General features: G+C 54.5%; 17 protein-coding genes. 8 read left to right on the top strand and 9 right to left on the bottom strand.

Annotated elements, in window-relative coordinates; genetic code table 11:
- Positions 1 to 18: 18 nt before the first annotated feature.
- The gene (locus BG842_RS14700; RefSeq protein ID WP_069451324.1) at positions 19 to 474 is read right to left on the bottom strand and encodes an AI-2E family transporter; all 456 of its coding nucleotides are present in this window, start codon (positions 472 to 474) and stop codon (positions 19 to 21) included.
- Positions 475 to 1,015: 541 nt separating this feature from the next.
- The gene (locus tag BG842_RS14690) at positions 1,016 to 1,423 is read right to left on the bottom strand and encodes a DUF5518 domain-containing protein (protein WP_254662787.1); all 408 of its coding nucleotides are present in this window, start codon (positions 1,421 to 1,423) and stop codon (positions 1,016 to 1,018) included.
- 662 nt (positions 1,424 to 2,085) lie between these two features.
- Here BG842_RS14690 and BG842_RS14685 point away from each other — a divergent pair.
- Entirely contained in the window at positions 2,086 to 2,718 is a 633-nt protein-coding gene (locus tag BG842_RS14685) for a phosphatase PAP2 family protein (protein ID WP_083252548.1), read from the top strand.
- A gap of 119 nt (positions 2,719 to 2,837) precedes the next feature.
- Here BG842_RS14685 and BG842_RS14680 read toward each other — a convergent pair whose 3' ends face one another.
- Positions 2,838 to 3,737 (bottom strand): diacylglycerol kinase family protein, encoded by a 900-nt coding sequence (locus tag BG842_RS14680; protein ID WP_069451321.1) that lies wholly within the window; start codon positions 3,735 to 3,737, stop codon positions 2,838 to 2,840.
- Positions 3,738 to 3,888: 151 nt separating this feature from the next.
- On the opposite strand from BG842_RS14680, the gene BG842_RS27630 reads away from it, so the two are divergent.
- Complete coding sequence (locus BG842_RS27630) at positions 3,889 to 4,467, top strand: PHP-associated domain-containing protein (protein ID WP_139136132.1); 579 nt, start codon at positions 3,889 to 3,891, stop codon at positions 4,465 to 4,467.
- A gap of 116 nt (positions 4,468 to 4,583) precedes the next feature.
- Here the strand turns inward: BG842_RS27630 and BG842_RS14670 are convergent, their stop codons facing one another.
- From BG842_RS14670 to BG842_RS14660, 3 genes are all read right to left on the bottom strand, one after another.
- On the bottom strand, positions 4,584 to 5,762 hold the full coding sequence (locus tag BG842_RS14670) for an AI-2E family transporter (protein WP_083252546.1): 1,179 nt from the start codon (positions 5,760 to 5,762) through the stop codon (positions 4,584 to 4,586).
- Between the two features lie 285 nt (positions 5,763 to 6,047).
- Positions 6,048 to 6,392, bottom strand: a complete 345-nt coding sequence (locus BG842_RS14665; protein ID WP_069451319.1) for a YihY/virulence factor BrkB family protein — start codon at positions 6,390 to 6,392, stop codon at positions 6,048 to 6,050.
- Between the two features lie 44 nt (positions 6,393 to 6,436).
- Entirely contained in the window at positions 6,437 to 6,847 is a 411-nt protein-coding gene (locus BG842_RS14660; RefSeq protein WP_069451318.1) for a YhjD/YihY/BrkB family envelope integrity protein, read from the bottom strand.
- A gap of 683 nt (positions 6,848 to 7,530) precedes the next feature.
- Here BG842_RS14660 and BG842_RS14655 point away from each other — a divergent pair.
- The 5 genes from BG842_RS14655 to BG842_RS14635 are packed head-to-tail and all read left to right on the top strand — an operon-like array spanning position 7,531 to position 10,000.
- A complete protein-coding gene (locus BG842_RS14655) occupies positions 7,531 to 7,869 on the top strand; it encodes a helix-turn-helix transcriptional regulator (RefSeq protein WP_069451317.1) in 339 nt (112 codons plus the stop codon).
- Complete coding sequence (locus BG842_RS14650) at positions 7,866 to 8,369, top strand: SRPBCC family protein (protein ID WP_069451316.1); 504 nt, start codon at positions 7,866 to 7,868, stop codon at positions 8,367 to 8,369. The genes BG842_RS14655 and BG842_RS14650 overlap by 4 nt, the downstream gene beginning before the upstream one ends.
- A gap of 1 nt (position 8,370) precedes the next feature.
- On the top strand, positions 8,371 to 8,823 hold the full coding sequence (locus BG842_RS14645; RefSeq protein WP_069451315.1) for an SRPBCC domain-containing protein: 453 nt from the start codon (positions 8,371 to 8,373) through the stop codon (positions 8,821 to 8,823).
- Positions 8,824 to 8,835: 12 nt separating this feature from the next.
- A complete protein-coding gene (locus tag BG842_RS14640; protein ID WP_069451314.1) occupies positions 8,836 to 9,339 on the top strand; it encodes an SRPBCC family protein in 504 nt (167 codons plus the stop codon).
- Position 9,340: 1 nt separating this feature from the next.
- Positions 9,341 to 10,000 (top strand): dihydrofolate reductase family protein, encoded by a 660-nt coding sequence (locus BG842_RS14635; protein ID WP_069451313.1) that lies wholly within the window; start codon positions 9,341 to 9,343, stop codon positions 9,998 to 10,000.
- Between the two features lie 235 nt (positions 10,001 to 10,235).
- Here the strand turns inward: BG842_RS14635 and BG842_RS27625 are convergent, their stop codons facing one another.
- The gene (locus BG842_RS27625; RefSeq protein WP_083252544.1) at positions 10,236 to 10,580 is read right to left on the bottom strand and encodes a type II toxin-antitoxin system PemK/MazF family toxin; all 345 of its coding nucleotides are present in this window, start codon (positions 10,578 to 10,580) and stop codon (positions 10,236 to 10,238) included.
- Complete coding sequence (locus tag BG842_RS14630; RefSeq protein ID WP_069451312.1) at positions 10,581 to 10,937, bottom strand: helix-turn-helix domain-containing protein; 357 nt, start codon at positions 10,935 to 10,937, stop codon at positions 10,581 to 10,583.
- Positions 10,938 to 11,538: 601 nt separating this feature from the next.
- Between BG842_RS14630 and BG842_RS14625 the strand changes: the two genes are divergently transcribed.
- Entirely contained in the window at positions 11,539 to 12,303 is a 765-nt protein-coding gene (locus BG842_RS14625; protein WP_139136130.1) for a hypothetical protein, read from the top strand.
- 316 nt (positions 12,304 to 12,619) lie between these two features.
- Here the strand turns inward: BG842_RS14625 and BG842_RS14620 are convergent, their stop codons facing one another.
- Positions 12,620 to 13,237 (bottom strand): GAP family protein, encoded by a 618-nt coding sequence (locus BG842_RS14620; RefSeq protein ID WP_069451310.1) that lies wholly within the window; start codon positions 13,235 to 13,237, stop codon positions 12,620 to 12,622.
- Between the last annotated feature and the right edge of the window lie 127 nt (positions 13,238 to 13,364).

Raw genomic sequence — 13,364 nt, 5'->3', positions numbered from 1 at the left:
AGAAGGTGAAGAGGAAGATCACGTTTCGACGACGAACGCCGGATACCGCCGACGATCTCGACAATACTCCCCAGAATCCCCGAATACGGTTTCGATTGCGCCGGATAGCGGTTCGATGAGAGTCGAGAGGTCGCCTGTGTTCCGAACAACTCTGAAAGTACGCTTCGACAGTTGCGATGTCGGGAGTTCGGCTCCCTGTGCCAGCGCGGCTCCTTGGTCGACCGCGACGCTGACTATCAACAGGAGAGGAACGAGAACGACGACGACCGTGATAAGTATCGTTACGACCGCTCCGATTGTCGCACCCCATCGGCGCGAGAGTCGGTCGTTTATCGGTTCGACGAGATATGCCATTAATCCGCCAAATAGGATAGCCTGGAAAAAGGGCAACACGAGGACGATCGTGAGCGTGCCGACGACTAAGAGAAGAAGCCGGAGGGCGGTCGTCGAGGACAGGTCGTCACCTTCGGTCATGGTCGGTTGTCACTGTCTCCTCCCAGTTGACGCTGCCATTGACCCAGTCCCGATGGTGGCGTCACAAGTGAGAACAAAGTCGACGAGACCGCGTTGCACGACGCGTGATTGGTCGGTCGGCGTGATCCTTCCCTGGTCCTCCCTGCAGGTTTCTCCCTCTGCATCCCCCAATCCCAACAGTCTGACAATCCCGGTGATAATAGACCTTGCGTCGACGGCTTGCCCGCTGGGGCGGGTAATCACTGTTTCTCCAACTGTCCCTCGAAGGCAAGGCAATCCTATACTAAGAGACGTTATTTCCGCTGGTGAGGAAGATCACCACGAGAGGGAAGCGTTCCGGGCGTTCCAACCCGTCTCCGATTCGCGATTAGATTCACCATTAGGTTTTCACGAAGCCGCCATCGACATTGGCACAAACAACCTCTTCGTGTGTTCCACAGCGACTAGTTTCCTGCGTAAAATTCTCAAGTTGCCACTGTGGAGTCGGATAGCCGACCCCAACGGAGGAGTCCTCGCGCTTCAGCGCGGGGAGAATGGTACGTCAGCGGACCTCTGCTCTCGCTGGTTCACGAGTCGTGGTGCGGCGATCTTTCACCCATCCGCCAACGGCGCCAGCAATAGCACCCGGGATCGCTGCTAGGAGCAGGATAAAGAGGCCGAACGAGAACCCTACAATGGCCGGAACAAGACCGGCAAAGAGGACGCCGAATATCGCCCACACAATGAGGAGCACGACACTCCCGATGATGGTGGCGAGTCCGCCGTGTATCGCACCACGTCCCGCACCGACGACCATGTAGCCGGCGACGACGCCTCCCATGAGTCCGGGTATTGCATACACGAGTGTCGTTAACTGTGTAAGGGGAACGAGCCAAACGATGAGTAGTCCGAGGACGAACGCGGTCGCGAATCCGGTGAGTACTGCTCTCCAATTGATGTCCATGATCATCTGATTATAGGCGCTCCATCATGTTAAATATTCTATAAAAATGTCTGACCCATCCGAGGTTTACGTTTCCTCTTTTTTCCTTCACACAGCCACACATTTGGCTACAGATTGAGACTATCTGTGGACATTCGAATAATCAGCCACTAAATTCCTGTGTGAGAAGCGATTCGGTACTAATTTGTCAATCGGAACGTCGGCAATATGGTAACTATCTATGCGTGTGGACTCCCCACCAGAACCCCTTTACACGTTGAGAATGTGGCCTCCTATTCGGGATTGATGCAAAGCAGTATCCAGAAGTTCGTCCTCCAACCCGGGGTGCGGAACCCACTACCTGAACTCGTCGTCGCCTTCCTCTGAGTGGTTGACTACCCGGTCTTGGGTCGTGAGTTGTATCGGCTGGTCGCCGTCCAACTCGTCGGCGCTGTACATCTTCCACCGTTTCAAGACATAGAGTGCGGCTTTAGCCGGTTGGACAGATCATCAGCCCTCACTATGTCACTTACGGCAAACCTCGTACTTGCCCCAGCATCAATGCAAGGACCACGATTTCACCCCAACAATCTTGTTGTTCAACCACGAGCATCGAATGACTGTTGTCTCCTGAATTGAATCTCGGTCGATAGTAAAACAACCGTCTGGAAAATCACAAAAAGAACAGTATGAATCGGGGGATGCATCTGATACAGACGTTACAACACAGCATTCCGCCCGTTTTTATACCAATCTTCATTATCATCACGATTCTCGGGAGCTTAGGATTCATTCTCCCAGGTATTCTTCTTCTCTATTGGCGATGGGACGCCGACCGAGCACTATTCGTTGGAAGCGCTGTTCTCGGTGGAATTGGTATTACTCTTACACTCAAGAACCTGTTTGCACTTCCCCGCCCACCGATTTCATATCACTTGGTATATGTGACTGGGTATGGATTCCCAAGTCAGCACGCAATTGACTCGACAGTTACCTATGGGGCCCTTGCAAGCGTTGTTCGAAGGGGGACGCGATGGCAGCGTGGTTTCGTGGCAGGACTCGTGATTGGACTCGTTGCCCTCTCTCGTGTGATTCTGGGGGTACACTATGTGACCGATGTAATAGCAGGGATTCTAGTTGGACTCGAATACCTCGTTATCGTCGTGGTCGTTCTTGATCGAAATATCCGACGATGTCTCTTCCTTGCAATCATTCCTGCGATTGCCGCCGTAATTGTGACTGATGGGTCTTGGAAGAGTGTAATCCTGCTCAGTAGCGTGGCGATTAGTATACTGTGGTGGTATCACACGAGAGCCCAGTAGACTTCAAAGACCGAGTGATCTATTTTGCTATAGTCACCCATATTTTGCGGTTCGCCCGTTCGAGAACCGGACATAGCACAGAGATTCAGTTTCATCGTCCAACTCAAAAATAAGGGTAATCACGGCTGGTAGTGGTCACCAACATAAAACTGAACTGACTGGGGCAGGACCCCGATTGTGAGGTGCTTCCGCTTGATGAGTTCTCCATCGAGGCTAAACAGTGTCGGGACGGGGGCTTCGATCTCCAGTTCGGAAGTCTGTACTCGGAGCAGATAGGGCGTGTCGAATTTCGTCGCAGATGGTTCCGCTCGACGAAGCGTACGTAACACCGAGGGACGCTTGACAACGACTACCTCGAGCAGTCCATCCTCCATCGATGCTTGTCGAGATATCACTCCCGGAAATCGCCGACTGTTGCCTGTCAGTACCATCACCGCTGTGCCGGTCCAGATCGGATTGTCACTAGAACCAACACGAACGCGTAATGCGGGAAGCGAGTCAGCACCGAGACCGTGCAGTGCATCGAGAGCCGACGGAATCGCTCCGAGACCGTAGGCTGCAATGCCGAAAAAGTGCTTCATCTCGTGCGTGGTGTGGGCACTCAGTGTCGCGGGGAACCCACTAACACAGGTTTTGAGGAACAGATGGTTGTTTGCCGTTCCGAGGTCAAGTGATCGAACCTGCTCGGAGTCCAGCACATCGAACGCATCTTGGATAGTGGTAATACCAATGTCCTTCGCGAATCCGTTTCCAGTTCCTGTTGGGATCACTCCCAGGCGACTTGTGGCGAGCCCCCTTTCGGCGTCAACACCGCGGACAACCTCGTTGACAGTCCCATCGCCTCCACAAGCCACAACGACATTGGCCTCCTCGAGTACAGCTCGACGGGCGAGTTCGAATGCATCTCTTGGTTTCGTTGTATCGTGTATCTCGTATTCCTGGTCGAGTGCAATTTCGCGAGCCTGAGTGGTCAATTGGCGATTGCCACTGGCCGGATTGTTCACCAGGACGCGGTGCATATGGTGTTGAAGGCGAGAGAAGAGTAAAGCCCTAGCGCTGACTACGGTGACTGTGTACGCCGTCGATTTTCACACGCACGTCGGATTTCTCCATGCGTTTCCTGGGTCCCCGACACCACTGGATCCGGTTGGTCTCCACTTGCTGGGAGCGATGGCTCGGTATCGTGGGATGGATGCAATCGTGGTGACGAACCATGACTTCTATCGTGAGTTGGGTGACCGTGTCTTCGGCGTTCGAATCCTCCCGGGAATCGAGATATCGACTACACGAGGTCACGTGCTCGTCATCGGGCCTGACCCACCATCCCAGACGGACCCTGGAGTACTCACACCAGAAGAAGTGGTAGATCTGGCCCATGACCGGGAATGTGTCGCGGTCATTCCGCATCCGTTCCGAAATAGTACCGTCAGGGAGGTGGACGCTCCCTTCGATGCAGTTGAGATAAATGGGAAACAGCCGAGATTTCGCCCACGTGTTGAAGCGATCGCTCGTGACCGAGAAATTCCGCTCGTCAGTGGAAGCGACGCTCATTTCCCATTCGAAACTGGCCATGCATACACACTTGTCGACAGTGACGAACTAACGCCAGTTGCGATCGTGGATGCGATCCGAGAGGGCCGAGTACAACCGGAGATTCACGAAACCTGGTTCACTCAACTCGTTCGCCGGGTATACGCTCGGCTTCACCGATTCCGGAATCATATCGATCCGTCCGTATCTTCTGAGTGAGGGACGGTGGGGGCAACCGGGTCTTTTGACAATTTCCTACAGCGACGAGAAGAGTGGGATGTCGGCTTCTTGTTTTCAGAACCATTATCCGGCGACGATTACGCGCCACTACTCATTTAGTGACCGCTACCGGTTGCATCTCCCCCGGCCGTAGTGTCGTCGCGATGGTCATCTGTCTCTTGGATCGTTGTCGGATCGATATTGTGGCCAGACATGGGTTCCTCGCCACGAAGTTGTGGGACGGCGACCTGAAGAAACTGGACAACGATGACCATCAGCAGTGGACCGAGGAAGATGCCGTACCACCCGAACAGGATCGGGCCGAGCAAATAGGCGAACATGACGAGTGAGAGGTGGAACATCTTTCCCGAGAGGTACGGTCGGATGTAGGTTCGGACGACGTTATCGAACGCTAGTGCCATAAACAGGAAGAAGACAAATGGATACCAGATGAACGTCGGGTCACGCTGGATCGCTCCGACCGCGAGAATCGCGGCGATACCGAGATAGATGATGGATCGACCGACCACCGGCACGAGCGTGAAGATACCCGTGACGACCGCCAGCAGTATCGTCGCGGGAATGAGGAGATTTCCTGGTGCGAAGAGATTGAACACGTTGTAGATGATGGCGGTCAGGACCATAATGGCAAAAATGGTCAGTGTGTACCCGAAATACACGGAGTTCAGTCCCTCATCGACCGCTTCGAGATAGCTGATAGACAGTGCGTCGTCTCCGAGCACATACTTTTTCCCCCATCGTGCGAGGCGCTGATCCTCACTCAGCAGGAAGAATGCGAACAACACCGAGAGAAACATCATGGAGAGACTGGCCGCAGTACCCCCAACGATAGCCTGCACATCGGCGATCACCGATTGCACTGATGGATCTTGGAGTGTTGTCGTTGCTGCTTTGACCAACTGATCAGGATCGTTCGGTATCGTCCCGACGTTGACCGGTGATTGTGCGAGAAATTGCGTCGCCATGTCGGAGCTTGCGAAAGCGGCGAGTTGTCCGATCGCAACGGCGAGAAACACGCCGAGGAAAATCACAACTGGGACGACGATGAGGAGCAGTGAGACTGCGGGAGAGAAGCCCCCGAGTCGGGGTCGAAGCCGCCGGTTGATTGGGCGAGCGACATAATAAACGAACAATCCGAGGACGACCCATGGTAGAAACGTGAACACGACGGCGGCAATGATGCCAAACACTATCAGACCAGCAATCCACCACTTCAGATCTGGTCGCACGATACGGATTCGCGTCGCTTCCAGATTTCCCCCTTCCCCAACCATATACTACCATACACTATTGAGGGAGTTAGCGTTGTCGTTGGAAATGGAGATATCGTCTGAGTATGGGAGAATTATCGCAAGTAGGGTGGCGATATAGGGCCTGAATTCAGGAAATGAAGATTCAGACATTATGTCAGCATATGTTAGTAGTCGATATTTCAAATCCTATCTCTGCGCTCACCTCACTCGGCCGACTGGATCTCGGGGAACTGATCGCTCCTGTTGCGAATTGGCTCGCGCGGTTGATGGAGCGATTTGACAGCAGTTTTATCTGCACTGAACAACCTAGACGCTCGACCCAGACGAGGAATCACCACTTGAGAGAACGGCGTTAAGACAGGCACCGAGGAGGATGAGCAGACCAACGAAGTAGAGCCAGAGAATGAAAATGATGAAGGTACCGAACACTCCGAACACGGAGACATTCGAGAAGTACTGCGTGTAGATTCCAAACCCGAACTCAAGAACAATCCACCCGCTGGCTGTGAGCACTGTCCCTGGGAGGGCATCCCAAACCCGATGTGGAATTGGGGGAAGGAGATAATACAGTGGAAACAACATGAGACAGAGGAAAATGAACTGTTCAAGCTTCCCTATTTCGCCGAATAAAGGCAATTGCGCCTGAAACATTGCAGCAGGGAGCGAGACAGCGAGCTGAATTACGACCGAAATGATCAGCGCGACGATGACGATGCCCCGTTTCGGATCGAAGTGATTGGGCTGCCTTCGAATGGGACATCGTATATCTGTGAAAACGCGAACACTAGACTCCGAAAGATCTTCAGGCCGCTCCAGAACAGGAGACCGATACCAAGGAGTGAGGCTTCTGAATGTGCCGCCGGGTAGATGAGCGCGTCTCGGACAAGTTCCTGGCCATCCGAAGTGAGAATTCCGGTGAGTGCCACCTGTTGGAGGACAGTCCGGGCCAGTTCTTCGCCCGCAATCGTGGAGACAACCAAAAAGATCAACAGTAATAGCGGGAGTATCGAGACGAAGGTGTAGTATGCGAAGCTAGCGGCCAAGAAACCAAGTTCGTTCTCACGGATGAGCGCGATGAACTGCCGAGCGGTACTTTCTACGTCCATGCTAGTTCTGATTTGTCCTCTTGCATCTGTGGACTATGACAGAGCGACTCACCAACGGTACAACCGTACCTGTTGGATAGATGATGTGGTACATCGTCATTCGCCTTAATTCTGCTAGCGGGCTGCCAATCCCTGATTAGGGTTGAGCGGCGAGTGGTTCGCAGACAGATACCACATCGAAAAATAGTTTCATTCCATCAATCAATATCATTTGCCATTTTATCGGTATCGACATCAGTTGTTGCTGGCACTATTAACTCTCGCAACAGCGTTTCCGCAGCGGCACCCTATCGCTGGTCGTCACTGGCCCGCTCCGGATTGGGTTCCCGGCCACCGCCCACAGTGCAGTGGACGTCCTGTTCAGCCTAAACTTGCTCGCCATAGGTCTCTCTCCCGCGGAACTCGCGATCTCGCTAATAGTATTCTTATCCACCATGAATCTTCTCGCCGAATGAATCGAGTGAGCAGTAAATCCGTACCACGGATTGCGCATGGATCGATTCGGGGGTCCCGGTGTGGTTGCACTTCCGCTTATCAGTTTATCCGGTAGAAGATACGCTCCATGCTGTATAGAGAGCGTAATTGCGCTTATCACTGTCGAGAGACGCTCTCTCCGCCCGAATCGTCGAAGACATTTGTTTAACCTATAGGTTTAATATTGGGCGTGCTATACATTCAACTGGATGGTTGAACAACAGCTGGACGACCAGGAACTCGACGTGATTTTCAAGGCATTAGCCCATCCGATTCGCCGAGAGATCCTCGAACAACTCGCCGATGGCCCCGAAAGCGTCGGCGAGATCGCCGAACCACACGACGTCTCGTTGGCAGCAGTCTCCAAGCACTTGCATGTGTTGGAAGATGCAGGCTTACTCGATATCGAGAAGGACGGCCGGGTTCGACGATGTCACCTTGATGCCGCACCGCTGAGTGAAGCCTTTGGATGGCTGACCCGGTACCGCGTGCTCTGGGAAGACCGCTTCGACGCGTTGTCCGACCATCTGGAGCAGGAAGACCGATGACAGACAATACTGACAACGAAAGAGAATCGCAGGAAGAGGCCACCACAAATGAAGTCCGAAGTATTACCGTCACCCGTGTGATCGAAGCTTCACCGGAGAGAGTCTATGAAGCCTTCGTCGATCCCGACGAACTCGCCGCGTGGCTCCCGCCAGAGGGCTTCTCCTGCGAGGTTCATGAGTCCGACGCCACGGAGGGCGGCACCTTCCGCATGTCGTTCACTGCCGATATCGAGGAGTTTGAGCCATACGCTCACACATTCCACGGGACATACGAGGAGCTGTCCCCTGGCGAGCGGGTCGTCTACACCGAGGAATTCGAGTCCGACGACCCGGGAATGGCCGGCGAGATGACGACCACGGTCACCCTCGAGAAGGTCTCCGGCGGGACCGAAGTCACTGCTCACCAAGCAGGAATTCCCGAAAACATCCCACCCCAGGACGCCAACGAAGGATGGAACGATTCGCTTGGGAACCTTGCGGAACTGGTCGAGAGGGCGTAAGATGATCGAAACCAACGAGACGAGTCTGACGATTCGGCGAACGTTCGACGCCGCACGCGAGCGTGTCTGGACAGCACTGACCAACCCGGAAGCGGTCGACCAGTGGTGGGGTCCGAACGGGTTCAATACCACGACGGACGAGATGGATGTGCAACCTGGTGGAGTCTGGCGATTCCTGATGACCGGTCCCGACGGCCAGGAGTACCCGAACCTGATTGTCTACAACGAGATCGCGGAACCGGAGCGCCTGGCCTACACTCACGGCTCGCCCGACAATCCTGAGCAGTTCCGAGTGACGATCACTCTCGACGATGTCGGGGACGCCGAGACCGAGCTCGCCATGGAGATGCGCTTCTCATCGGCGGGAGATCTTGACGAAGCCCTCGAGTACGGGGCGGATGAAGGCGCTAGACAGACCCTAGACCGGCTTGCCGACCACCTAGTGGCAAAGTAATCGATAGGGCCAATGACTGACAACAAACCCGACGCCCAACCGATCGAAGAAGAGACTACCGAACTGAGAATCACGCGGACGATCGACACTCCGCGAGCGCGCATCTGGAACGCGTGGACCGATCCAGAGCAAGTGGCGAAGTGGTGGGGGCCGAACGGGTTCACCAACACGGTCCACGAGATGAACGTGCGGCCGGGCGGCGTCTGGCGGTTCGTCATGCACAGTCCCGACGGTGCAGATATTCATAACGAGTTCGTCTACGACGAGATCGTAGAACCCGAGCGTCTGGTCTACACTCACCCCCCCACTGAAGCGAACGACTTTCTGCGGTTTCAGGTGACGGTGACCTTCGACAATGGAGTCGACGGCGGGACGGATCTTACGTTCCGGATGGATTTCGATTCCGCTTCAGATCGGAAGACGTTGGAGAAATTCAACGGTGTCGAAGCGGCGAAGCAGACCTTGGACTGTCTCGCAGGGTTCCTAGCGAACGACGGAGCCGGGGGTGTGAAGTAGCATGAGCGCCGTTTTCGTGGACATGTCAATGTCGCTCGATGGGTTCATCACCGGGCCAAATGATAGTCGGGAGAATCCTCTGGGCGAGGGAGGCGAGCGGCTTCACGAGTGGGTATTCGATCTGGCGAGCTGGCGCGAGCAGCAGGGACTCGACGGCGGGAAGACCAACCGGGACGACGAAATCGTGGCCGAGTCCATTGAGCGGATCGGCGCCCACGTGATGGGCCGACGGATGTTCGACAACGATGGTGGGCCGTGGGGAGACGAACCCTTCGAGGGTTACTGGGGCGAGACCCCACCCTTTCACGGCCCAGTGTTCGTCCTCACGCACCACGCTCGTGAACCACTCGAGATGGACGGCGGGACGACGTTCCACTTCGTCACGGACGGGACCGAAGCGGCCCTGGAGCGAGCCGAGGCGGCGGCCGGCGACCGCGATGTCCGGATCTCGGGCGGGGCGGACGTCGTCCGCCAATGCATAGAGGCCGGACTCGTCGACGAGATCCAGCTTCAGCTCGTGCCCGTCCTCCTCGGTGACGGCATCCGACTGTTCGAACACCTCGCCGACGGGCCGATCGAACTGGAACGAACGAGGGTGGTAGAATCACCTGACGTGACGCACCTTCGATTCCGAGTCAAAACTGACACGGCGAACGAATAGGAGAAAATCCGATGACGATTCTCAAAATAAATCGTTCCTCTTCATTGTCTCTGGAATGAGGAGGTAGGCAAGCTTTGGGCGGAGCTATAGCGTGATACCAAATTGCAGAAATCGAAGCGAGGAAGCGGCTAATCGCGTGAATGGATGAAATATGCTTCACCGAGGGCGGCGACTTGGTCATTTCCACTTCTCATTACAATTTCAGGCGGAAGGAAAACACCATTGAACTCCGCAGTCAACGCTCGGCCGCAATTCCGATATACTGACCGAGTTCAGTCGCGACACGCTCAGTGAGTGCCGAATCAAGTGTTCCCTGGTGACGATCGAAATCTGCGAATTTAATGGTTGTACAGTACCAGGGAGAGACATAACTTTGCTGTGCGGTCCCGCCAGATGCCCAATCAGTATGGGTAATTTGAATCCCTTCTTCATGAGGTGTCGTTGTTAGGCCAACCGCAATACATTCTTCAGTACCGAATGGATGTGAATCGTCACTGAGAACGAGCCAGGGACGGTAGATATCGCCATCTTTGAACAGCGCAGGACCCCACCATACTTCACCGCGAGCTGCTGATGGCATTTAGTTGTCCTCTGATTCGGAGTCCTCGGTTGGATTCCACTCGTTGGGATCTTCTGCTCCAAAGCGATCTGTCATTGCTCGGGCGGTCGAGCGCGTCGATGTGTATGTTGCGAGTGCGTCATCATCACCGAGTGCCCAGTAGTGGCCACGGTGACGAACAAGATCACGATCTTCTAATCGACCGAGGACGGCGCTAATGCTGTTTCGAAGCACTCCGGTTTCGTCAGCGATTTCTGCAGGGGTAAACGCTTGTTCGGGATGGGCCGCGAGAAACGACAATACTTGTTCAGCATTCGTCCCGCGGTGCTTGAGGTCGTTCTCTGAGGAAGCTTCAAATGTATCTATGTCAATGGGCATGTGTACCTATTTGTACTCAAGTGATATAAGTGTACGTTCTGTACGCAGTGTACGAGTCGACTGAATCGCCACTTCGAATTACCGGTTCCGATAGAGAATCAATGTGTGTTGGTGGCACAGGTTTTGTGTGTCTTTCGGGCCAGTAACTTGTCGTCTTCCCACTGCCGCTTAGGAGGTTAAGCGGCAGGTGATCACCTCTTTGCCGACTGCAGAGCATACATTCCATAATACCTGCTCGTTTGCAAGGCCAGCTATGTGTCGGCCGGAAGTGTCAAATATTTTTTTGTGTCATCGAAATAATTATCACCGTTCTTCATGCTAGTACATCACAATGAATTACTCTCGACGTGTGTTCCTCGCCACCGCTTCAACGGTTCTCACGGCCTCGATAGCCGGGTGTACCAGCGGTTTCGGTTTACTCAGCCAAGATAGCAGTCCCCAACGAAATTCTGAGTCTGCTGGAAACCCGCCTCCGGCTGCTCGATTACGGATGAGAGCAGTCGATGACAAAGACATCGGTGGATGGCATCCCCTATCTATGCGAGAGAATTCAGAGAAGGGCCGGCGGGTCATCAAGCGGGCCGTACAAAACGGGTCGACGATGGTTGACGACCAATCACCGCCAATCTGGGAAGATAGTAGACCATGGGTGTGCGACGGCGGTGTGTATCAATTCTCGTATGAAGTACGAAACGAACGCCCGGCGACTCGTTACTTCTGGGATCTTACTCCTGTACAACAAGCTGACCAGGATAACATCGTGCAGTTTGATGAGCTTCCGCGTCTCGATCGCGAGAAGTTTCGGTTAGTTGGGCTTGGAGACGATGCTGTGGATGAAGAGACACCACTTGATGTTGGGATGACATTCGTCTATGCGAATGCTGATCGAAATCAATCAGCACTCGTACCGACTCCTGATCGGCCGGTTATTGAATGGAAGACTGGCTCACGCGCACGGTTCTCGATTACCGACTCGAACTCCAAAAACGCGACGCTCAAAACGTACCAATATACGGCGCATCAACTGGCACCGACCGTCGAAGCGTATGGTCAGCAGCTCCGCACCCGATACACGTTCGAACTTTCGGGGCTCTCTGATGCTGAGCGCAACCTCGTAGAGAAATCTATCGGGAGATATGGATATAACATCGAACGGGGTGGAACGCCTTCTGATGCGTTCTGGTCTCTGATCGAAATCTTCCAGCAGCACGAGGCGGTCGTTGATGGGAAGGAGGGTGTGACTGGGGACTATCTCACCACATACGATGGGCAAGTCTATTGGGTTGAATTGGTAAATGGAACGACTTTTGGAGGCGAAAAACGACGACGGAGCAGTAGAATAGCGGGGTCTCATCACTCCAAATGAGGCTACTAAACGGAGCTGTATCATTTGTACTACGAACTGCGCATAGATCTCGTTAGGGGTACCGGGGGTTGGTTACTTCCGCTTATGGCCCTAATGGGAAGTTATGGGGCAGAGGCAGAAAACCCAAAATTCAACGCCGAGACAGAGTGAAGCTATCGAATTCGAATTTATAAATTCCATAGTGCGATATGAAATTGGAGGTGAGTCGTCCGAGCCGTCCCACCGAACGACAACGGTGCAAGTCCGTGTGCGGACAAGAGATTACTCGGAGAGATGGAACGAAACGGACGTTTTCGAGCTTGGTCCACGAAACCGGTTAGCCGAGGAGGTTGTTGAGGCTCATACCGACGAAGAGAAATATGACGACCTCGCTGACGACCCACGAGTTACCGTTCATCCACTCCCGAGCCTTCGGCAGGAAGGCTTCGGCCCGTTCACCGAACGCGAGCAGGACGAGCGACGGAAACGCCAAAATCAGCAGGGTAACGACGATGAATCCGAACGAATCCGTGAGCGGGAGGCCGTTCGAGGCGAGATAGGACCCGACGGCGACCGAGGTGAAGATGTCGGTCGGAAAGAAGCCGAGCAACAGGAAACCGAGTCGGAACGAGAACCGCGGGCTCGCGGACGTCAACTTCCCCATCCATTTCGGGGGTTCTGACTCCTCCCGCGTCAGGTAGGTGTGCACCATGGCGGCGAGGAGGAGGACGAGAACAATGGCCGAGAGCGCGGTATTCGAACCCTGTTGACGGTTCGCCCCGATACCGAGAAAATACGTGAGCGAAACGAGGAGGGTGATAGAGAGCGCCGCGCCGAAGACGAACGCGGCGGAGTTCCGCCGCCAGTTCTCGCTCGTGGCGAGGAAAATCGCACTGAGAAATTGGGGGCCAGCGATCATGACGAACGCTAGCGGGAGCACTTGGAGGAGGCTCACCGCTCCGCCTCCCCGTTGAAACGGAGATACCGTATCGATACTGGGCGCTCACGTCGGCGTCCGTTCCCCCACCCACCGTGCGGCTTTGAACCAGTCATGTCGCTCCACCTGAACCACGACCGCGTGT

The sequence above is a fragment of the Haladaptatus sp. W1 genome (assembly GCF_001723155.1).
GTDB classification, from domain to species: Archaea; Halobacteriota; Halobacteria; order Halobacteriales; family Haladaptataceae; genus Haladaptatus; species Haladaptatus paucihalophilus.
The sequence above is the reverse complement of the archived record's forward strand: the minus strand, read 5'-3'. Positions and strand labels throughout refer to the sequence as shown.

Excerpts from the sequence above, each read along its gene's own strand:
- BG842_RS27625 (WP_083252544.1), bottom strand. The coding sequence starts at position 10,580 with ATGCCATCAGCAGCTCGCGGTGAAGTATGGTGGGGTCCTGCGCTGTTC.
- BG842_RS14670 (WP_083252546.1), bottom strand. The coding sequence starts at position 5,762 with ATGGTTGGGGAAGGGGGAAATCTGGAAGCGACGCGAATCCGTATCGTG.
- BG842_RS14665 (WP_069451319.1), bottom strand. The coding sequence starts at position 6,392 with ATGTTTCAGGCGCAATTGCCTTTATTCGGCGAAATAGGGAAGCTTGAA.
- BG842_RS14690 (WP_254662787.1), bottom strand. The coding sequence starts at position 1,423 with ATGATCATGGACATCAATTGGAGAGCAGTACTCACCGGATTCGCGACC.
- BG842_RS14660 (WP_069451318.1), bottom strand. The coding sequence starts at position 6,847 with ATGGACGTAGAAAGTACCGCTCGGCAGTTCATCGCGCTCATCCGTGAG.
- BG842_RS14680 (WP_069451321.1), bottom strand. The coding sequence starts at position 3,737 with ATGCACCGCGTCCTGGTGAACAATCCGGCCAGTGGCAATCGCCAATTG.
- BG842_RS14650 (WP_069451316.1), top strand. The coding sequence starts at position 7,866 with ATGACAGACAATACTGACAACGAAAGAGAATCGCAGGAAGAGGCCACC.
- BG842_RS14640 (WP_069451314.1), top strand. The coding sequence starts at position 8,836 with ATGACTGACAACAAACCCGACGCCCAACCGATCGAAGAAGAGACTACC.
- BG842_RS14630 (WP_069451312.1), bottom strand. The coding sequence starts at position 10,937 with ATGCCCATTGACATAGATACATTTGAAGCTTCCTCAGAGAACGACCTC.
- BG842_RS14685 (WP_083252548.1), top strand. The coding sequence starts at position 2,086 with ATGAATCGGGGGATGCATCTGATACAGACGTTACAACACAGCATTCCG.
- BG842_RS14655 (WP_069451317.1), top strand. The coding sequence starts at position 7,531 with ATGGTTGAACAACAGCTGGACGACCAGGAACTCGACGTGATTTTCAAG.
- BG842_RS14635 (WP_069451313.1), top strand. The coding sequence starts at position 9,341 with ATGAGCGCCGTTTTCGTGGACATGTCAATGTCGCTCGATGGGTTCATC.
- BG842_RS14700 (WP_069451324.1), bottom strand. The coding sequence starts at position 474 with ATGACCGAAGGTGACGACCTGTCCTCGACGACCGCCCTCCGGCTTCTT.
- BG842_RS14625 (WP_139136130.1), top strand. The coding sequence starts at position 11,539 with ATGGTTGACGACCAATCACCGCCAATCTGGGAAGATAGTAGACCATGG.
- BG842_RS27630 (WP_139136132.1), top strand. The coding sequence starts at position 3,889 with ATGGCTCGGTATCGTGGGATGGATGCAATCGTGGTGACGAACCATGAC.
- BG842_RS14645 (WP_069451315.1), top strand. The coding sequence starts at position 8,371 with ATGATCGAAACCAACGAGACGAGTCTGACGATTCGGCGAACGTTCGAC.